Origin of the sequence: Fretibacter rubidus (assembly GCF_041429785.1) — a bacterium.
Lineage (GTDB): Bacteria > Pseudomonadota > Alphaproteobacteria > Caulobacterales > Maricaulaceae > Fretibacter > Fretibacter rubidus.
Map to the genome: position 1 here is coordinate 56955 of NZ_CP163423.1, position 23043 is coordinate 79997.

At 53.2% G+C, this 23043-nt stretch carries 7 protein-coding genes; 2 read left to right on the forward strand and 5 right to left on the reverse strand.

Translation table 11 applies throughout. The features are described from left to right. Positions 1 to 125: 125 nt before the first annotated feature. From AB6B37_RS00285 to AB6B37_RS00305, 5 genes are all read right to left on the reverse strand, one after another. A complete protein-coding gene (locus AB6B37_RS00285; protein ID WP_371396894.1) occupies positions 126 to 3761 on the reverse strand; it encodes a hypothetical protein in 3636 nt (1211 codons plus the stop codon). A 9-nt stretch (positions 3762 to 3770) separates the two neighbouring features. After that, a complete protein-coding gene (locus AB6B37_RS00290; RefSeq protein ID WP_371396895.1) occupies positions 3771 to 4640 on the reverse strand; it encodes an ABC transporter ATP-binding protein in 870 nt (289 codons plus the stop codon). 67 nt (positions 4641 to 4707) lie between these two features. Further along, positions 4708 to 6840: an HlyD family efflux transporter periplasmic adaptor subunit gene (locus tag AB6B37_RS00295; protein ID WP_371396896.1), complete on the reverse strand. Its 2133-nt coding sequence runs from the start codon at positions 6838 to 6840 to the stop codon at positions 4708 to 4710. Positions 6841 to 6843: 3 nt separating this feature from the next. Continuing rightward, positions 6844 to 8199, reverse strand: a complete 1356-nt coding sequence (locus AB6B37_RS00300; protein WP_371396897.1) for an efflux RND transporter periplasmic adaptor subunit — start codon at positions 8197 to 8199, stop codon at positions 6844 to 6846. Next, positions 8199 to 9008 (reverse strand): efflux RND transporter periplasmic adaptor subunit, encoded by an 810-nt coding sequence (locus tag AB6B37_RS00305; protein ID WP_371396898.1) that lies wholly within the window; start codon positions 9006 to 9008, stop codon positions 8199 to 8201. Before AB6B37_RS00305 ends, AB6B37_RS00300 begins: the two co-directional genes overlap by 1 nt. 228 nt (positions 9009 to 9236) lie before the next feature. Between AB6B37_RS00305 and AB6B37_RS00310 the strand changes: the two genes are divergently transcribed. Further along, a complete protein-coding gene (locus AB6B37_RS00310) occupies positions 9237 to 10784 on the forward strand; it encodes a TolC family protein (RefSeq protein WP_371396899.1) in 1548 nt (515 codons plus the stop codon). Positions 10785 to 10967: 183 nt separating this feature from the next. Beyond that, positions 10968 to 23042, forward strand: a complete 12075-nt coding sequence (locus AB6B37_RS00315; protein WP_371396900.1) for an Ig-like domain-containing protein — start codon at positions 10968 to 10970, stop codon at positions 23040 to 23042. The last annotated feature ends 1 nt before the right edge of the window (position 23043 follow it).

Consider the following 23043-nt stretch of genomic DNA (forward strand, 5'->3'; position numbering starts at 1 on the left):
CATGTAGGATGAACGCGGCGCAGTGCAATCGGGTTGCGCAGAATCTAACCGCTTTTTAATTCAATTCGCAAAAAACCCGCCGCAAGAGGGTCGCGGCGGGTCTTATAAAATGGCGGTAATCGCGCTTAGTCAGAACTAGACGTTGTACCGTCAAGCGCTTTGACATTGTCATTGTATTTGCGCTCCATCAACAGCGCGCGCGGATCAATGACGATGTAACCGGGGCGCTCTGATAGGGTAAAAGACAGCTCTGTTTCGGCCTCGGTCAAGCGAACGCGTTCTAGCAACATAGGGATTTCTTCCCATTCATTGCTGGGGTCTTCTTTGTAAAAACCAATCTCAACAGGCTCATTCAACACCTCCGCGTCAGTTTCTTTACCGTCTTTTTCATCGGCATATTTTTTCGCCATTTTGGCGGTTGCCGTAACAGTGAAGGTGCCGTCTGCATTTTCTTTGACATCGACATCGCCAAAGCCCGTTTCCCAGAAGGTTATTTTCTCCCAACTATCCGTGATGAATTGTTGCAGGTCAGCGGGTGCTGCCGCGCGTAAGTAATCGACCAATTCTTTCGTCGTCGGATAGGGTGAACCCGTGGAGCCGAACGCGTCAATAAAACCCTTAATCGCGGCGTTCATCGTGCCGGGTTCCATATAATGTTTTAGACCCCAAAACACGATATTGGCTTTGTTATAGAATATATATTGTTGGTCTTCGGCCAAGGCCAAGGGTGGCTCTGGGTTCGGATCGCTCGTGCGGCCCGATAGATATTCATCACCGCGCGTTTTGCGAATGCGGCGCGTCATTGGATAGCCCTTGATAACCTCATAGGCCGTCATAGAGGCGTTCTCGGTCAGACCTTCTGAGAGAACATTATAACCCTTTACATCGGCGGGCACGATCTGGTGACCAAACCATTGGTGACCTAATTCGTGGACGGTAACATAGGTCATAAAGTCGATTTTATCGTCACCCCCACTGGCGTCGAGGACAAAGCCAATATTTTCCGAAAAGGGTATCGTGCCCGCAAAAGCTTGAGCGAAGTTCACATAGGGCACTTCCATAATCCGCGCTTGGGCATATTGGTAAGGTCCATAAGTTTCTGTAAAGGTGGTCAGCGAAGACTGCATCGCGTCCCGCATCGCCTCGACGTTAAAGGCGTGATCTTTGTGATAATAAATCGCTAAATCAACATCGTCTCCCTTCGGATTATCCCATGTATCGCGCAGCACCTCATAGGGGGCTGATACGAAAGAGAAGAAGTTCATAATCGGATTAGTCGCTTCATATTCACGGCAGACCCGGTCATCCGCGGGTGTGGTTTCACGCTTAAATTTCCCAGGCGCAATCGGGATTTGTCCTGCGTCTGTGCAGATATTAGCTTTGAAATCGACGTAATCTGCGGACTTTGTGAAAAAGTTGTTTTGACGCGCGTCCATATCATCCCGGTCGGGACGCTTGTCCTTTTCAGGCAGGTCGTATTTGCGGCGCTTATCAGGATTGCGCAGAAAGCTGTAATTGATGCCCAATTGCGGCATGCGGCTATTATTGAGGAAATTGGCTTTCTTACGAATCGGGCCGCTGTCATAAAAACGAGGTTCGTGGAAGAAAATATCAAAATCTAACGTCGTGGTCGCGCCAACGGCTAAAGGCGGGTCGAAACGATAAAGCCGTTGACCCATCTCGAGTGTGTCAGCCAGCTCAACCAAGGTGCTATCGGTCACCCGCGTTGCACCGTCTAGGTCCAATTGACGAACGTCTTCTTCATACCGTGTTGGCATGGCGATATAAAGCTCGGATACAGGCTCATCCAGCACATTTTTAATCACGTAACGGCCTTTAAGTTCCGCCTGTTGTTTGGACGGGAAAAGCTGCACATCGACCTCGACCGATTGCAATTTGGGGAGAGGTTTCTGCCAAAGCTCTTTGAAATTTTTCTCAATTTCAACAAGGCGTTTCTCTGCGCGCTTATCGGTGTAAAATGTGTTCTCTACATTGGCTTTGTAAAAGATAAATCCGCCCATGCCGAAAAAGGCGAGTACCGATAAAACGCCCAGCGCTATGCTGCCCCGTCCCATTTGCCCCGACAGGCTTTTGATGCGTGTGGCCAGCCGCACATCTGTGCCGCGCCGCCATAACCAAACGGACAGCACGCCAAAGATACCGGCAAGACCCGCCCAATAAAGGCCAAAGTGTTTGGCATTAATTAAACCCGTAGACGTGTAGCCATTCATGTCAGAGTAGTTACCAAGCGCAAGACTACCGTAACGCATTAATGGATGCTGAAACGGCAGTTGTCCGATAAAGAACAGTATCGCAAATAACAGGCCACCGCCGAGAATGATGCCAAAAATGCGGTTGGGCGCAAAGTTTTGCACAAACATAATGAGGATAACCCAAAACGTCATGACGACGCCGATTTCCAAAAACCCGCGTGCAAACATCTCAAACGGCCTAAGCGGGCCAACTCCCATAAAGGCTTGACCCGCCAAGGCCGCGATACAAGCGATAAGGATTACGGTATATACCATGGCCAGTACCGCCGCCCATTTAGACGCGAGGAGTATCCAATTTGGTACAGGCGTGCTGTCGAGAAGTTCTGATATTTTTGCCGTGCGGTCGCGCCAGATAATATCACCGCCAAAGAACACCATCATCAATAGTAGAAATAAGATGAACCCGGTCTGTGCCAAATCAAAGGCATTGGTTCCCGTCAGTAAGATGGGCTGTTCATTAAGCTCGCTGCGCAGGAATAAAACAAAGATGAATTGCATCACGGCAATCAAGAGCAAAATAGCAAAGGGGATGGATTTCACCGTCGTTAGATACTCATATTTAAAGCGTGTCCAAAAGCGCGCAAATTTACCTTTATGAGGGGCAACGGTTGCGACCGCCACCGGGGCCGTGATGGCGCCTAGCACACCATCATCTGCATCAGATTTTGATTTTTTACCGACCTTACGTGTGGTGATACCGCGCATGAATAATTTCTGTGCGTACCACAATCCCGCCAAGGTCACCGCCAACCAGAAAATGCGGTTGATTAAAATCTCGCGCGTCAGCGGGACGAGGCGATTATTGCGTTCATCCGCAGGCCAAAATTCCGTTTCATTGGCTAGAGCGACCGACCCGAACGGATCAAGAAAGGCGGCGATAGGTTTTAAATTATCAACTTCGTTTAGAAAGCCCACAAGGGTACTGACGATCAACACGCCCAACGCACTAACATAGACCAGGTTTTTATTGCGCGTCAGACCCGCCAACAAAATATATATAGTGCAAACAAATAGACAGCTTGGCAGCGCAAACAACACCAGCGGATAAAGGAAATAAAGCACGTTAATCGGGCCAAGCGTTTCTTTATCGGTATAAGGCATAAACTGCCCGGCAAAGGCGCCCAAGGTGAGCGCGAAAATACAGCCAAACACCACGAGAAAAATCCCCGCAAAGCGTGACCAAATCATGGCCCGTGTGGTTACGGGGGTGGCGTGAATAACCTCTGTCGCGTGATGTTCATCATCGCGCATCGCCCCTGTCACAGTGAACACTGTGCCAAAGAAAATCACAGCCGTGCTTAGGCCTCCGATAAGGTTGGTCAGCGTCAATGACCCATTGGCTTTGACTTTTTCGCCGACGGTAAAGGCGCTGCCAAATTCGGTGGATGTTGCAAAGACACCCAGCAACACCATGATCGCCGCTGTAATCCAAAAGCCGACTTGTTTTGTATGTAATTCCAGCTCAAATTTTAGAAGGTTCGTAAACATAACGCCCCCCTAAACTAGCTTGTAAAGATGGGCGAAATAGGCATCTTCTAGGGCGGGATCCGCGACCTCTTGGAACCCGTCTGCGGGATTGGTATCGGATAAAATACTGACGATTTGGCCCCCCATCAGGATACGCGTGGACAGCACATTATAATGTTCTTTCATCGCCTCGACCTGGTCTTTATCGACCTTTTTGCGGTACACTTTGCCGCGGATTTTATTGATAAGGTCTTCGGGTGCGCCGCGCGCCACAATCTCGCCGTCCCCCATAATGGCCATATCAGGACACAGGTCGCGCACGTCTTCGACAATATGCGTCGACAAAATGATGATTTTATCTTCGCTGGCCTCAAACAATAAATCGAGGAAGCGCTGCCGCTCAAATGGGTCAAGGCCCGCTGTGGGTTCGTCAACAATTAAAAGTTTGGGATTGCCTAACATGGCTTGCGCCACACCAAAGCGTTGACGCATTCCGCCTGAATAGGTCGCGACAGAGGCCGTTTTATGTTTAAGCAAATTAACATTAATTAGCAGCGAGCGGATTTGCGCCTCGCGTTCTTTTTTATTGGTGATCCCTTTTAATACGGCAATATGGTTTAATAATGCGACCGCGCTCATGCGGGGATAGACACCGAAGTCTTGTGGCAGATAGCCAAGGCGTGAACGCACAGCGTCGGGATTTTTTACAATATCTTGGCCCTCAAAGGTCACCGTGCCGCTGTCGGGGGCTTGGAGTGTAGCCAGCGTGCGCATCAGAGTTGATTTACCCGCCCCATTCGGGCCGAGAAGTCCAAATAGGCCCGGCTTTAAATCTAGGCTTACATTTTTAAGCGCGTGAACGTCGCCAAAGCTCTTTGAAATATTATTTATTGATAGCATCTCTATCCCCAATCTCTCTCAATTTCAGACGAGTATAGTTAGGTGTTATCGAAAAACAATAAATAAATTAAAAATCGGTTTCCCGAATGAGCACAGCCATGACAGAGCGCCATAAGGAGGTTGCGGGGCTTTCGGGGGTGGCTTTAATATGCACAAGACCGCGTTGCGCGCGTAGCCGTGCATCTGTGTTGCTGACGCTGGCATCAACCCGAAACACTTGCGTATCAGGGACAAGTTGGCCTTGGGTGTTTTCCGTGACGCCAATCGGCCCGCCTGCAATGGATGTGACGATGGGATGCTCAACAGTGCCTGTGCTGGTCGGGCTAATCGCGGTGATAGAGCCTTTGATACGGTCCCGCATCGGGTCGTCACTTATGAAGCGCAAGTCTGCGCCGTCTTGTAATCGCGCAACTTTGTAATCGGGCGGAAAGATAATTAATTGCGCGGGCTCTGGCCCGATGAGGCGTAACAAAGGTTCGCTCATGGCCACAAATCGCCCTGTATGAAGTGTCTCTGGAAGGTCTGTCACAATGCCGTCGTGCGGGGCCCGTAAAACCAGCTGATTTTCCAGTGCAGCCAATCCCGAAAGCGTTCCTATTTCCTTGGCACGCGCTTCAATCAGCGTCGCAGCAAAACGGCGCTCGTTAAGGTTCGCGGCCGCGCGGTTCATCTGCGCATCAATTAACGCCAGCCTCTGACGGGCTTGGCGCGCCTCATGGATAAGATGCGGCGCGGATAATGATATCAGCGTCTCGCCGGCCTTAACCGTCTGGCCGGATTTAACCCAGATGGTGTCAATCTTGGCAGCCGCAGGCGGGAATATTTCAGTAGACTGCGCGGGCTGCAAAAGGGCGGGCGCGCGAATAGTGCTTTGCCAAGGGATGAAAAAAGCAGCGAGCAAGAGGGCCGAAATGGCCAAGGTCGTGCGGCCGCGTGTGGTGGACAAAATACGCATATGATGGTCTCCCCAGACTTTCATCTCACGCGCGATGGGCATGACAATGAAAAATAAAATCTCAATCGTAAAAAGCACAATCCCAATCGCTTTGGGAAAAAGGTGATGGACAAGAATGGCAATCCCGATGAACAGGAAAAAGCGGTAAATCCATGTGCAATAGGCATAGGTCGTAAAGCCGATTTTCGCGCGAGGCGACAGTGGAAACGGTTGCGGTTTACCAAGCGCGAATAAGGTTTCGCGCATCACCCAACGACCCCATTCAAAGCCGCGCTTTTGCAGGTTTTGCACGCGGAAGAAATCACCCATCAGATAATAACCATCAAACCGCATAAAGGGGTTTAGGTTCACAAATAGGCTCATGACCCAGCTGGTCGTGGCCGCGAAAAAGGCCACACTGCGCAGCGGACCGTCGGGCAGAAAACTCCACGCAAATATCGTGAGGCACGCAATGCCAAGCTCCACCATCATACCGCCTGCATCAATAAATAGCCGCGCCCGCCTGCTCATTAGCCGCCAGGCGTCAGTCGTGTCGGTATAAAGAATAGGAAACATCACCAGAAAGGCGACCCCAATCACGGGCACGCGCGCTCCGAAATGACGCGCGGCAAAGGCGTGACCAAGCTCGTGCAGGACTTTAATGATCGCCAGTGTCAGGGCGTAAAAGACAAAACCTTCTAGCGTGAAGAAATATAAAAACGTCGTGACAAATTCGTCCCATTGTCGTGCCGCAAAGACAAGGCCAATAACGCCCATCACGGCAATCACCATCCAGGTCGAACGCTTGAAAAATATCTGCGCGGGGGCTTCAAACCGTTTTAAAAAACCTTGCGGGTTAAACAGAGGAATACGGAAGAATAAATAACGATGCACGAGCATTTCATGCAGCGGGATGCGCTTGGCGGCCTCTTGTCGGGCAAAGCTCTCTGTGTCATCGGCGGGCGGGTCGAGGGTCAGTTTATTTTCATATAAAAATTGCGTGACAGATTTAAGATCGTCTTCGGACATATCGCTCTCAGGGTCGGCAGCGCGTATATCGGTCAGCAATTCATCTGGTGTTTTATGTCCCCATACTGATAGCAGCGTGACCATCGTCTCGCCCAATGTATGAAAGGCGTGACGCACAGGGTCGTGTAAAAACCATTGCGGTGCACCGCTGGCAGAGCGCGGCGCAGGTAACAGGACAAGCTCTTGCCTTATCGCGGGAAGTCGCGCTTGTGGGGGTGCTGAGGGCGCGATTTGCACAGATTAAAACCCGACGAATTGACGGGCAATTGTGATAGGACGGCGCAGCAACCAAAAACCAAGCGGCGCGGTTTGTCCGTAAATCTTAGCCACACCGCGCGCACCAATACGGGCTGTGTTATCAGACGCTTCAAAACGGGCATAGACGGTATAGGCCATAGTGCCGTCAGGCTTTGGCGCGGCATAATAGCTGGCCTGGTCAATGCGGGCCTCTATGGCCGATAGCGGATCACTATCCAAAAATAGCCGAACACGCGCGCCGCTTTGCAACGTCTCACCAGCGGTGAGGGGGGCATCGATGCGCAGCAGCACACGCGCCGGATCAGCGATCTGCATGACCGCTTCACCTGTCGCGACGGGTTTCCCCATCAAACTTTGCGGGTCTGAAAATAACGCCAGCCCGTCCATGGGCGCGCTCAGCACCGTGCGCGATAGGCGGTCACGGGCATAGGCTTTGCGCGCCGCCGCCAGCTCTTGCTCTGCGCGCGCTATGGCTATTTCACGCTTGGCCGCCTCGTCCACAAAGGACGTTAAAGACGCTTGGCGTAATTTGGCCTTGGCCACAGACTCCTCACCCTCGGCCAGCAAATATTCATTGCGGTAACTGGTATCAACAAGGCGCATCAAGGGTTGGTCTTTGATCACGGCGCTATTGGCGGGCACAAGGATTTGATCAATCACCCCGTCCATGGGGGCGGTTATGACAAAAGGATTTGACGCGGTCACTTCTGCGGGGGCTAATGTTGTCATCGGCACGGGAATAAAGCCGCAGGCGACAAGGGCGGCGACAATACCAAGGAAAACCGTCTTTTTACGCGGGGTCATGCGCGCGCGTTTTTTCGCCCCCAAAGCCGCCCATTGCGTGCCGTATAGCCGCGCCAACCGCGTCGCAAGCGCGGTCTCTGATTCTGTGAACGCTGTATCGCGCGTCAGCAGCAACACCCCAAGATGCCCGTTTTGCCCAAGCGGGACAGATAAAGCATAGGGAAAAGGATAGGTGAAATTATCATCCGTACGGCGGCTTTGAAATTCAAATGTCGTCGTACTGTCTATCTCGCCTGCGCGCGCGCGACCGTTCATTTGGGCGCGCATCCATTGCACAAAAGGCGATGTGTTATCGACATCCGCTTGGGAGCTTATCGCCTCAATTTTCACAGCATTTCCCGCGCGCGAAAGCCAGATGATATGGCCGGCAGGGATAAGCTTTCGCGTGGTGTTTACTGCCATATGTTTTAGCGCCAAACGGTCGGTCGTTTTTAACGCTTCACCTTCTAATGTGACGAGGCGCTGTAGCGGTGTTGCCGGAGCCGCTTGCGGCTTTGGTGCAGGCTCTATTGTCTTTAAAGGATCAGCGCCCATTACTTCGCGCCCGTGATGTTTGTGTCAAATACGGCGTGTCCGCTCATGCCCGCGAGGTTTGGGCCGATTTTGCCGCGCGGTTTTGCGGTCAATTCTATGGTCTGGCTTACGGGATCGACCATTGCGCCAAGGCGAATAATCTCGGCCTCCATTCGCGTATCTGTTTCGTCAACATGAAACACAAAGCGTTGTTTGGGTTTCGCCCACCGCATCCAAGAGGACGGAGCGATGACGGAAATTTCTAATGAGCCTGCGCGCAGAACGGAATAAATTGGCGCGTTAAGAGCGGGCGTCTCGAAGCTGCGCATATGTTGCATTGTGACATAGCCCGCAAAGGGGGCATAAATTACGCAGTCTTTGAGGCGCGCATTAATCACCTCAATTTCCGCAGAGGCTTGGCTCATTTCTGACTCTGCAATAGAGACATCCAGTGCCCCTGCTGCGCCCGCCTTATAAAGCTCGTTTGTGTTTTCAAATTTCAAGCTGAGCGTTTTATGCGCCACGGTTAGCGCCGCCAGTTCAGCCTCTTGGCGCTTGCAATCAAAACGCGCCAAAACGGCGCCGCGTTTAAAATACTGCCCTGATTTATAAGGGACAGAAAAAAGCCGTCCGGACATCCCCGCCGCAATCTCTGCCGTTTGACCAGGTCGTAAAACGCCGCGCGCCGTCATAGAGGCGGTGTCGGTTTTAATAGGCGCGCTTGGATTATCAATATCTGCGGCCACACAGACAGGGGTCATAATGATGGCTGCAAAAACAGCGGTCAGAACGACAGTAGAACGATGATGTTTTTTGCAAATAATGGTCATATTGGTCTCTTCCTGATACACAATCAGAAATAGCAATATTAGTTTAAAGGAGTGTTAATATACACCCGTATGACGGGTATTATTGCTGCTCTTAGCTTTATTATAATCTTGAATACACTCTCTAATTGAAAAAATTCTTCGCAAATAAGGCTTCGTTTACGATTTATTCAAAGTTAAAATATAAAACAACTACAAGTCGAATAATAACAGCGAATAAAGAGAGCTACTATGTCAGATGTCACAAACACTATTCACGGCGAGGCGAGTCAAGGCCCGCTTTTCAAGTCTTTCAAGACAGCGCTTGTCTCAACGACAGTCGCTCTAGCCCTTGTGTCTTGCGCGAGTTCAGGCTCGACTGAAATGAGCGCTGACGAGCTTGCAAGCCATGCGTCAGAGATGAAAGAAACCGTGGGCGCAAGCCAAGAGGCTGTAACCGCATCAATCAATTTATATGAAGCGATGGCGCGGGCACTAAAATATAATTTGGACCACCGCGTCTCTATGATGAGCTTGGATCTGGCGCGCCGCGATTATGAATTATCAGGCTATGATATGTTGCCCAAAGTGGTGGCGTCCGGCGGATATTACGGGCGTAATAATGATGCGGGCGCACGGTCATTATCCCTTCTATCGGGTCGTGAAAGCCTAGAGCCGTCAACCAGCCAAGAGCGCGAATATCTGGCCGGAGACCTCACCGCCAGTTGGAACGTGCTTGATTTTGGTCTGTCAAAAATTCGCGCCGAACAATTGGGCGATGAGGTGCAAATTGCTGAAGAACGCCGCCGCAAAGCCGTTATTGAAATGATGGAAGATGTCCACCGCGCCTATTGGCGGGCTGTATCGGCGGAACGTCTGGGCCAGCGGCTCGGGACGTTAGAATCAGATGTCCGCACAGCTTTTGATAGCTCCCGCGCACTTTATGAAAGCCGCCGCACCGCCCCAATGCCCGCTTTGTCCTATCAACGCGAGCTGAATGACATCCAAGGCCAAGCCCAACGCATGCAGCGAGAGCTCGGCCTTGCCCGTATGGAACTGGCCGCGCTGATGGGGCTGCGCCCTGATCAAGAATTCACTCTGGTCATGCCAAGCCATACTCAACGTCCCCGCGCGCTGGCCATGGATTTGGATACAATGATTGATAGCGCATTATCGCTGCGCCCAGAAGTTCGCGAAGCGGCCTATATGGCGCGCATTAGCGAAAAAGATATCAAAAAGGCCACACTCGAAGGCCTCCCTAGCCTAGAAGGCTTTGCGGGCATTAATGCCTCGACCAATGATTTTTTGTTTAATCAGGACTGGGTGTCTTACGGCGCGAAAGCCAGCTGGAACCTCTTAAAAGTGTTTGAAACGCCAGCCCGCAAACGCAAAGCAGGCGCGAAACTCGCGCTTGAAAAACAACGGGCTCTGGCCACATCAATGGCCGTCATGACCCAAGTCAGCGTGGCCCGTGCGCGTTACGCTGCTTTGATGGATGAATATAGCACAGCCAATACGGGTGCCATGGTTCAAAATGATATTTTGGGCCAAGTGGAAACATTGGCGGCAGCGAGCAAAAGCTCGACACAGACTTTAGTGCGTGAGCGCATGAACGCCATCTTATCTGAGGCCCGCCGCGATGCGGTGCACGCAGAGATGCGAGAGGCAGCCGCCAATATCTATACGTCCATGGGATACGACCCTTATGGCTCTGATATTACGGGACGTGAAGACGTCGCGACACTGACGGCAAGCCTAGAGGCGTTATGGACGCGCCGTTCTGAAATGACCCCGGGCTAAGACAGCCCTCCATTAACTGCCCTCTGATTATATTAAAGCGCCGGTGCCTGACCTAGCAGGACTGGCTGAACCAGCCCCACCGGCGCTTTAATATACCCCAGACGGCCCTGAATTTTAATCTACGCGAGCTTTCGCGTGACCGATGAAACTTCCCTGAAATACAGGCGCAATAAGGACCTGATCATGTCAAAGACTAAGACCCCACACCACACATCAAAGCCACAGCCTAATGCAACGGACCTTAAAATTGCGCGCGATATCTCACGGCAAAAATTGGGTCTTTCCGCACTAGAGCCACGTATCTTATTAGACGCGGCCGCGATGGTGACGGGCGCCGAAATGGCGCTGGATGTCCTGTCTCAAAACGAGGCTCAAGACGGTCTTGATATGATTTTTGATCCTGCGCCAGCGGATGCTGACGCGCCGCTAAGTGAGCATGATATTAGTCTCGAAATCTTGGCCGATTTATCCGTGTCCCCAACCCAAGACGGCACGAAGCCCGTCATTGTGCCGATCATGCCGCCCACCGATATCAGCCGTAATTATAGCGTCATGCCCGACGTGACGGATGCAGATTTAACCGCGCTAGATTTGGAAAAAAATATCATTAGCACGCCAATTATGGACCGTATTGATCTCGGCGATGTCGAAGGTAAAGACACGGCTTTCGTTCCAATCTCGGAACGGCTGGATATTACCGCAATTGAAGGCAAGACACTAGCCACACCTATTGCTGAGCCGCTTAGCGAGGGCGAGATTGCAGACGTTATCATGGAAACAATGGATGCTGATACAGTGCGCGACGCTGCCGGTGACCCTTATCAATCCATCGTGTTTATTGACGGCGGCGTGGCAGATTACCAGTCCATCATTGATAGTTTTGACCCGCGCACAGAGGTTCATATCCTGAGCAGCGCAAGTGACGGGGTGGAACAAATTGCGGCCATTTTATCTGGCCGTTCTGGCATTGATAGCGTGCATATTATTTCCCATGGCCGCTCTGGCACGCTGGATTTGGGTGACGCGAAGCTGACGGAGGCTTCTATTATGGGTCGCCATGCGGACGAGATGGCAATCATACGCGGCGCCTTGGATTTAGGCGCAGATATACTGCTTTACGGCTGTGATTTTGGTGCAGGCATTCGGGGGGATAATGCGCTTACCGCTCTCGCGGCGGCGACGGGGGCCGACGTTGCCGCGTCGCATGACGACACGGGTGCAGCGGATTTGGGCGGCGATTGGGATTTGGAGGTCGTCATTGGCACGATTGAAGCGACAATTGTCAGCGCGCCCGCTTACGCTGGACTGCTCGCTCCGCCTGTCGTGGATTTAAACGGTGTAGCCGATGCAGGCGTGAATTTTGAAACGAGCTTCCAGCCCACGACGGGTAATATTTTCCCTATTTTCGATTTTGACGTAGCTATAAGCTCTGACACAGGCCTTATCGATAGTGTAACCATTGACTTTGCAGGCATTGTCGATGTGGGTAGCGAGCTAGCCTATCACAGTGGTCCTTCGGGCGGCACAGCGTTTTTCCTAACGCCAGGCACGCAGAGCGCGACCGTTGATATTGGCGGCGGGGTTCAATTATCTGTCACGCGTAACGGTAATAGTTTTACGGTCACAGGCCTTGCTGGGGCCGCGACGCCAGATGTGAATATTCAGACATTCCTCTCGCAATTCCTTTTTGGTGATTTGGCCCCGACGGCGACCGAAGGTGCGCGCACGGCCACAGTGACTGTGACAGATGCATCAGCTAGTAGCACCGCAGTCAGCACAATTAATGTCCATTATTTCCCAAATGCGGGCGATGATGTGAATAGTGTTTCTGCCAATGCTGTCGCGCCGATTACGGGTAATGTTCTGTCTAACGATACAGACGCAACCGCTGGCGATGTTTTGTCTATTTCCGAAGTGGATAGCTATAGCGCGTCCGTTGGGCAGCCCTATGTCTCGACTTACGGCACGCTGACGCTCAATTCTGATGGCAGCTACAGCTACGCTGTGGACACGCTAAACGCCACGGTTTTGGGTTTGCGTAGTGGTGCTGTGATTACGGATATTATTGCCTATACAGTTGTCGATAGTTTGGGCAATGCCGATACGGCCTTTTTAACCGTGACGATTAATGGTGTCGATGAAGTGCCGATTGCCACAGACAACACCAATAGTGTCACCCATGTTGATGCGCCCATAACAACAGGTAACGTCATCTTTGATGATGACGGAAACGGCGTCGATAGTGGTGACCGTCCGCTGTCCAAACTGGTATGGGAAAATGAATTTGGATCAGAGCAAACGGTTGGTGGCTCTGTTGTTAATATTGACGGCGTTCTTGTCACCCTGACCAGCACAGACCCGCTCAGCAATGCAGGCGGCGGCAACCATGCGGTCAGCTACGGCACGAACGGTGGCCACACGGGTTACTTGCGCTTTACCGCAGAAGCCGGCGAGGCCACCAATACGGCCCATGAAATGAATGTCGCTTTTTCTGAGCCTGTGACGAATGTCGCCTTTACTTTGGCTGATTTGGACTGGTCGCAAGCAACATCATGGCAAGACCAATTTACCATCATTGGATTGCTTGACGGGCAAGTTGTGGATTTATCTGCGCAAGTCTCTGGTACCGTTGTGCAAGTCGGTGACGGCACATTTTACGGCACAGGCCAAGTGCCCAATACCGAAGCGCATGGCAATGTAAATGTCCTGTTTAACACGCCCGTTGACGAAATTCGTATCCTTTATAATTTTGGTCCTGACGCAACCGTGCGCGACGGGTTTCAGATTGGCGCGCTATCTGACATTAGCTGGCAGAGCACCGCTGTGCCGCGCGTCGGCGCCGTTGACGGCGCGACCGCTAATGTTGGCACCCAAGTCGCGGGCACTTACGGCTTTTTCACTATCAATGGCGACGGGAGTTACACTTACGAAGTGGACGCGACCAATGCAGATGTGATTGCCCTGTCTGGCACAGGCACCTTGACTGACAGCATTCCTTACACGCTCATCGATACGGTTGATAATACGGGCAATACCGATGTTGCGAATCTGACCGTAACAATTAACGCCCAGCCCGTTGATACAGATGGTGACGGCATTAACGATGTTGACGATGTCGATGATGACAATGACGGAATTTTAGATACGCTAGAGACAGGTGATACCGATGGAGACGGCATCATCAATAGCCTAGACATTGATGCTGATAATGACGGAATTACCGATAATATAGAGGCCCAATCTACAGCGGGTTATATCGCGCCAAGCGGCACAGCTGCGGGCATCACAGATGTGAATAATGACGGGCTCGATGATAATTACGACGCCCGTAACACCGCCAATGGCGGCGCTGGCCTGACGGCAAGCTCAACGGCGGCCACAATTGCGGATGCCCTGATCACGCCTGTCAATTCTGATGCAGGGGCCGCAACGGGTGCAGACGCAACGCCAGATTATCTTGACAGAGACAGTGACGGCGACGGCGTATCTGATACCGTGGAAGCTGGCCTGACGGGTACAGCGACAGGGTTATCAAACGCAGCCAATGACGCCGATAGTGACGGGTTGTTTGATATTTTCGATGCGCAAAACGGCACAAATATATCTGACGGCTTTAACGTCAATGAAGGCATAAGCCCGCTTGACGGAACCCTGCCAGATGCGGGCGGCGATGCCTCTGTTGGCACGGCGACACCGCTGGTCAATGATTTGGACTACCGCGATATCAATGACGCGCCTGTCGCGCAAAACGATAGCCTTGGCGGCGGGGAACATGACAGCGTCACCTTTAATATACTCGGTGATAACGGCAACACTATAGATAGCGACCCAGACGGTGATAGCCTAAGCGTGAGCCGCGTTGCCACGGGGAATGCAGAAGCTGTCTTGACTGGATTGTCAAATGGTACAGGCATCGGGAGTGCAGTAGCAGGATCAACGGGCGGCACATTTACTGTGGCGGCCAACGGCACCACCACCTTTAATCCCGGCTCTGATTTTGATGATTTAGCTGTGGGAGAAACGCGCACAACAGAGGTCGTTTACCAGATTGATGACGGTAAGGGCGGAACAGATACCGCTGTCGTGACATATGTTGTGACAGGTGTGAATGACGTGATTGTCCCCGTCGTTCCGGGCGACCCCAATCCACCGTCAGACCCGAATAATTACATTCCGCCGCAGACAGGCGTGGACGGCACAGCGGTGAGCGCTTTTGACCTTACGCCTTATTTCACGGACGTCGATACGACGGATGTATTGACCCTGTCGATTACGCCGACTGATTTACCGCAAGGCCTGACATTTGACGGAACAGCGATTTCTGGCACGCCAAGTGCTGATGCCTCGCAAGGCGGGGTGGGCGGCGTTTATACCATCCCCGTGACAGTCACGGACGGCAATGGCGATAGCTTCACGACTAATGTGACTTACACGATCACAAACCCTGCGCCGGTTGCAGACAATGACGCCTTAACCGGGACCGAGGACACGGCCACCACCGCCTTTAATGTCTTTGATGATAACGGCGTCGATATTGACCGCGACCCTGATGGTGACGTGATAATTGTCACGCGTGTTGTGTCAGGCAATGACGTCACCGCTTTGTCATCAGAAACGGACGGCACAAATGTTGGGACCGCGATTGCGGGTTCTAACGGCGGATTGTTTACCGTCAATAGCAACGGCAAAGCGACGTTTCAAACCAATGGAGAGTTTGACGATTTGGCCGTAGGCGACACACGCGTGACCGAGATTGTCTACCAAATTGATGACGGGCAGGGCGGCACAGACACAGCGCTCGTGAGCTATACTGTGACTGGCGTGAATGACGTGATTGTGCCCGTCGTGCCGGGGGACCCAAATCCACCGACCGATCCGAATAATTATATTCCGTCGCAGACCGGCATAGACGGACAAACGCAGACGGCTTTGGATTTAACGCCTTATTTCACCGACCCGGATGGGGATAGCTTGACGCTGTCTATCGCGCCCGCTGACCTGCCTGCTGGTCTGATGTTTGACGGCACAACGATTTCTGGCACGCTGGATAACAGCGCCTCACAAGGCGGTATTAATGGGGTCTATACCATCCCCGTGACAGTCACGGACGGCAATGGCGATAGCTTCACGACTAATGTGACTTACACCGTTACCAACCCCGCTCCGACCGCCGTGAATGACAGTTACATGACGGCAGAAGACACGCCAATTTCGGTCAATGTGGTCACGGATAATGACACGGACCCCGATGGTGACGCGCTTGTCATTGACAGCGCAGCCTTGCCTGACGGCACGGTCATTCCGCTCGGCGTGGCGACTGTGGTGACACAGGGCATAGTGACGATTAATCCTGATGGCAGCGTCGTCTTTGACTCTGCTGATGACTTCAATGGTGATTTCGTCTTTGGCTATACGGTGACTGACAGCGAAGGCGGTACGGATGTCGCGACCGCCACGATTACTGTCACGCCTGTGAATGATCCGCCAACCCCCGTGACCCCGGGTGACCCGAACCCGCCGTCTGACCCGACGGATTATATCCCCGCACAAGCGGCTGTGGATAGCGAGAGCTTCGCGCCGCTCGATTTGCGGCCCTATTTCACTGATATTGACGGCGATCCGTTAAGCATGGTCATCAACCCCGGCGACCTGCCTGCGGGGCTTGTCTTTGACGGCACGTTTATATCTGGTACGCTGGATGCGGATGCGTCCCAAGGGGGCTTGGGCGGTGTGTATACAATCCCGGTCGAGGTGAGTGACGGGCGCGGTGGTGTGTTCACGACCAATGTCACCATTACAATAACCAACCCTGCGCCTGACGCGCTTGATAATCTTGAAACGCTGTCAGAGGACGGTACGTTATCGGCCAATGCGATTTCTGATAATGACGCCGTTAACGGCCAAGACAGTGACCCCGACGGTGACACGCTTATCGTAACCGCAGTCAACGGCACAGCCCTGACATCGGGCGCGCAAATTACGCTCCCCAGCGGTGCGCTTCTGACGATGAATGCTGACGGGTCTTATGACTATGATCCAAATGGGCAATTTGAAACACTCCGCCCCGGAGAGAGTGCCGTGGATAGTTTTAGCTACACCCTATCAGACGGTGAGGGCGGCGTAGATAGCGCGACTGTCACCCTAACGATTTTAGGCGAGAATGACGACCCAACCGCGACCACCAATGACAATACTGTGCCCGCCGATGGGTCCGTGAATGCCACGGGTGATATGATTACTGACAATGACGGCGCAGGCCCTGATAGTGATGTCGAGCCCGGCCCGCTAAGCCTTGTTGACATTAACGGTGACAGCGTCACGGCTTTGCCTGTGAATGTGTCTGGCACTTACGGCACATTAACTGTCGATAGCACGGGCGAATATATATATGTCGTTGATCCAACTAACCCCGATGTTGTTGCTTCACCTGATGGGATGACCCTTACAGAGGTGTTCACCTATACTGTGGAGGACGCAGACGGCGGCACGGATACGTCCATTCTGAGCATTACGATTAACGGAATAAATGACGCCCCAATCCCAGTTGTCCCGGGTGATCCCAATGCGCCGTCTGATCCAACGGCTTATATCCCAGGACAAAGCGCGGTGGATAGCGAGGTGGTGATCCCATTTGACCTGAGCCCATATTTTGCAGACCCCGACACGGGCGACACTGTTACTTTGTCGATTGACCCAACTGACCTGCCAGCAGGACTAAGCTTTGACGGCACGTCTATTTCGGGCACACCCAATGCGGATGCGTCCCAGGGCGGCGTGAACGGGCATTACATAATCCCAGTGACCGCAACGGATAGCTCTGGGGCAACGTTTATCACGCAAGTCAGCTATAGCGTGACCAATCCTGCCCCGATTGCGCAAGACGACGCGCTGAGCATTGGCGAAGATACGCCCACACTATCTGGCTCTGTCATGACTGATAACGGCAACGGCATCGACCTTGACCCAGATGGTGATATGATAAGCGTATCGCTTGTAAACGGTGCGGCTGGCAATGTCGGCACAGCGGTTGCAGGCAGCAATGGAGGCCTGTTTACGGTCAATCCCGACGGCAGCTATAGCTTTGCGACCAATGGTGATTTTGAGGAGTTAGACACGGGCGAAAGCACGACGACAGATATCACTTATCAGATTACAGATGGTGAAGGCGGTGTCTCGATGGCCACTGTCACGGTCACCATCAATGGGGCGAATGACGCACCGATTGTTATCGACCCGCTAGACCCGACCAATCCCAACCCTGTGGTGCCTGACCAAATAGGCAATGATAGCGAAGCGCTGAGCCCTTTTGATGCGTCGATTTATTTTACTGACCCTGATGTGGAACTGACCTTCTTTAATTTGGAAGGTCAGCCAAGTTGGATGAGCATTGATACGTTTTCTGGAACCATCACAGGCACACCGCCCGCGGATGCTTCCCAAGGTGGACCTGGCAATAATGGCAGCTATCCAATCACCATTGTCGCGCTTGACCCTGATGGGGCCGAAACCCGCGTGACCATTAATTACGTGATTGCCAATCCAGCCCCCGTTGCGGTGGACGATGCTTATACAGCGCCAGAGGACGGTACAGTGTCGGGCAATGTCATAACAGCTTCGGACTCTGATCCAGACGGCGATACGCTTAGCGTTAATCTGGTGAACGGCAACGCGGCCAATGTCGGCACAGCGGTTGCTGGCTCGAATGGCGGTCTGTTCACCGTTGAGGCAGACGGCAATATCGTCTTTGACGCCAATGGTGACTTTGAGGGCCTTGACGACGGCGAGACGGCCACGACGACGATAAGCTATCAGGTTACAGATAGCGAAGGCGGCACATCTGACGCGACTGTTACTGTCACCGTTCAAGGCGCCAATGACGCGCCGATTGTGACGGGCACATTGGCGGCGCAAACGGGCACAGATAGTGTCGCGCAGCTGCCGTTTGATGCCAGCACAGTCTTCTCTGATGTGGACGGTGACACCTTATCCTATAGCTCACCTGACCTACCAAGCTGGATGAGCCTTGACAGCACAACAGGCATTATCACTGGCACACCACCGTCTGATGCGTCCCAAGGTGGGCCCAATTCTGATGGTGTCTACACGGTCACAGTTATTGGCTCTGACGGGGACGAAACAGTCTCAACAACGGTGAGCTATAGCTTTGTGAACCCAGCCCCCATCGCCGTTGATGACGTGCTTATGGGTGATGAAAACACAGCGACCAGCTTTGACGCTTTTGGCATGAACCCGGCTATGAACGATGTCGACCCAGACGGTGATATCTTTACCGCCACACGGATTGCGACAGGCAGTGACGTCAGCGTTCTTTCAGTGCTAACTGACGGCACAGGCATTAATAGCGCGGTTGCAGGCTCAAACGGCGGCACATTCACCCTAGCGGCTGACGGCACGGTTGTGTTTAATCCGAACGGTGAATTTGATGATTTGGCCGTGGGTGAGACCCGCGTGACCGACGTTGTTTATCAAATCGATGACGGGCAAGGCGGCACAGATACAGCCGTGATTAGCTACACGGTGACAGGTGTGAATGACGCGCCCATCCCAGTGGTGCCGGGGGATGTAAATCCACCGTCTGATCCCAGTGATTATATCCCGGGGCAAGCGGTCGTTGATAACAGCCCAGCCACGCCATTTGATCTGACACCCTATTTTGGTGACCCGGATACGAGTGACACGGTAACGCTTTCAATTAATCCAGCTGATCTGCCCCTTGGGCTTTCCTTTGACGGCACGTCCATTATTGGTACGCCAGATAATAGCGCGTCCCAAGGGGGCCCTAATGGTGACGGTGTTTACACCATCGCTGTGACAGCCACGGACGGAAACGGCGGCACATTTGTAACCAATGTTGTTTACAGCGTGACGAACCCTGTCCCTGTTGTGGATACAGCCGTAGGCCCGCAGTCCGCCGTGGACGCGCAAGCCGTCTCTATCCCAACAGATTTCTCTGACCCGGATGGTGATGTCCTCAGCTACTCTGCGACAGGATTGCCGAGTGGTCTGAGCATTGACGCCGCAACAGGTGTCATCTCTGGCACGCTGGATAATTCCGATAGCCAGATTAACGGTGGTGTGTTCACGATTGTGGTCACAGCCGATGACGGCGAAGGCGGCACGGTCACAGATACATTTGATTTGACCGTCACCAACCCGGCACCGATAGCCGTTGATGACGCCGCCACAGTATCAGAGGACGCCTCAGTAACAGGGAACGTCATTGCCCCCAATGATAGCGACCCTGACGGTGACGTCCTTGTCGTGACTGAGGTTGGCGGCGGTTCGGCCAATCTATCGACCCCGATTGCGGGTGATAATGGCGGGTTGTTTACAATCAATCCTGATGGCAGCTATGTCTTTGACGCCAGCGGTGACTTTGAAGGCCTTGATGTCGGCGAGACCGCAACAACTTCGGTAACGTACCAAATCAGTGACGGTGAGGGCGGCTTTGATACCGCCACGCTGACAGTCACGGTAAACGGTGAGAATGACGCACCGACGCCTGTTGTGCCGGGTGACCCCAATGGTCCCGTCGACCCAAGCGCCTATATTCCGGCGCAAACGGTCACAGATGCGGACCCTATAACGCCGCTGGATACATCAGTTTACTTTACCGATATTGACGGTGAACCGCTAAGCTTTACCAGCCCCGATATGCCGAGCTGGATGACCCTTGACCCTGTTACGGGTATCATCACGGGCACACCGCCTGCGGACGCGTCCCAAGGCGGGCCGAACGGTGATGGTGTTTATCCTGTTACAGTCACGGTCACGGATCCTGACGGCGAGAGCTTTAGCACGGTGGTGAGCTTTTCAGCTGAAAACCCAGCCCCAACGGCTGTGGATGATGCTTTCACAACGCCAGAGGATACAGCTCTGTCGGGTAATATCGTCGCCAATGATACTGACCCTGATGGTGATGTGCTTAGCGTTGACGCCGTGTCCCTTGCGGACGGAACCGTTGTGCCGCTGGGCAGTGCGACCCTCCTTCCAGAGGGTGAGTTGACGGTGAACACGGACGGCAGCTTTGACTTTAACCCCACGCCCGATTTTAACGGAGAGCTTATCTTGGGCTATGTCGTCACAGACAGCGAGGGCGGCACAGACATCGGTGCGGTGACCATCACCGTGACACCAGTCAATGACGCCCCTGTCACCAGCGGCTTACTCCCACAAAGTGGTGAGGACGGTACGCCGCTCACGCCGGTTGATCTAAGTGCCGGCTTTTCTGATGTGGACGGCGACCCGCTGACCTTATCTGTCAATCCAAGCGACCTTCCGCCCGGCGTTAGCTTTAACGGCAGCACATTGGTCGGCACGCCTGACAACACAGCCAGCCAAGGCGGGCCAAATGGTGATGGTGTTTATACCATTGTTGTGACGGCCACAGACCCTGACGGTGAACAGGTGAGCACCTTTGTGACACTGACCATCACCAATCCTGGCCCACAAGCCGTTAATGACGGCGTTGTTATTGTCCAAGAAGACGTGCCGATGGTGATTGACGTGCTTGGCAATGACATTGACCCTGACGGCGACGCTGTCGCAGTGACCTCTGTTGACGGACAACCCATTAGTCTGGGTAGCCCTGTGACCCTAGGCAGCGGCGGGATTGTCTCGCTGAACCCAGACGGGACGCTGACTTACGCGCCGCTCGCGGGACAGTCAGGTGATGATAGCTTTAGCTATGTCGTCACCGACGCTGACGGGGCGTCTGATACGGCCACGGTTGTGATTAGCACCCAGCCTGTGAACGATGCGCCAGAATTGGTGATTGATCCTGCGAACCCGGATGTCAGCTTGCCGCCGCAGTCCCATATGGACGGAGAGTTGATTGAGCCTGTATCAATTGCGGATGTCTTTACCGATGTCGATGGTGACACTTTAAGCTTTAGCGCAACGGGCTTGCCGCCAGGCTTGAGCCTTGATTCAACGACGGGTCTTGTGACGGGCACCTTATTGCCGGGCGCTAGTGCTAATGGGCCTTATACTGTGATCATCACGGCAACTGACGCGGGCGGATTGTCTGTCAGCACAGACTTTGTTTGGGCAGTGGATAATGTTGCCCCGACGGCTGAGCCGATAGCGCCTGTTGATGCTGTGGACGGCGAAGGGGTTGTCATTCCAACGGCATCTGCCTTTACTGACTTGGACGGCGATAGCCTGACCTTTGCGGCCTTTGATTTGCCCGATGGCCTTAGCATTGACCCACAAACAGGTGTCATATCAGGCACGCTGGGCGGCTCTGCGAGCCAAGACGGACCTTATGTCATTACGGTTACGGCGACAGACGCGCAAGGAGAGACGGTGTCGACGACAGTCGAGCTTAGCATTGATAACCCCGCACCTGTTGTGGGTAATGTGGTGGTGCAGCCTGTCACATCGGGCCAAAGCGTCTTCATTGATGTTGGCGTGATGACAAGCGATCCAGACGGTGACGGCACAGTAAGCTATAGCTCGCCTGACTTACCAGAGGGCCTTTTGATTGACCCGAATACAGGCGTCATTACAGGTAGCCCATTAGCGTCAAATGCGCCTGTGACGTTCACAGTGCTTGTGGATGACGGAGAGGGCGGTGTGACGTCTGTGACGCTAAGCTTAAACGTCACCGAAGATGCCTTTGCGCTCGACCCTGTTAATCCTGACGGTAGGCTTGTCGATATGGACCGCTTTGATGACCATTCTGAGGCGCCTAGCGCGCCAATGGATACAGTCGCCCGCATTGACATGCAGCGCTGGTTTAACGACCGCCGCACTCATGACGTGGCCATAGGCGGATATCACCGAGGCGATGCGAGCTTCTTAGGCGGAGTTGTTAAGATTGGCGCGCCAGATTACGGGCCAGAGGCCGCAATTATGGTGGAGGCTGTGGCGAGCGCTCATGCGGTTACTGTGCATTTGACTGACAGTATTGGCGAAAGTGGCGATGTATCAGTGCGCTCTTGGGACGTCAGTCCCGCACGCGGCGGCGCTTTTCCGGCTTGGGTCGATTACACACGCGGCCAAGATGCGTTGATTATCAACCGTTCGTTAGAGCAGCAAACCATGCAGCTTCGGGTGCGCGCTCTGCTGGATGATGGCCGTAGCATCACAACCCTAGTGGATGTTGATTTGCACCGCGGTATTATTGAGCGGGCTGGCCCCGCGATGAGCGCGGATCAAACGCTGGATCAACAGCTGCATTTGGCAACACAAACGGATAGTATTGACCGCGAGCTTGTGAAAGCGTTTGGTTAGA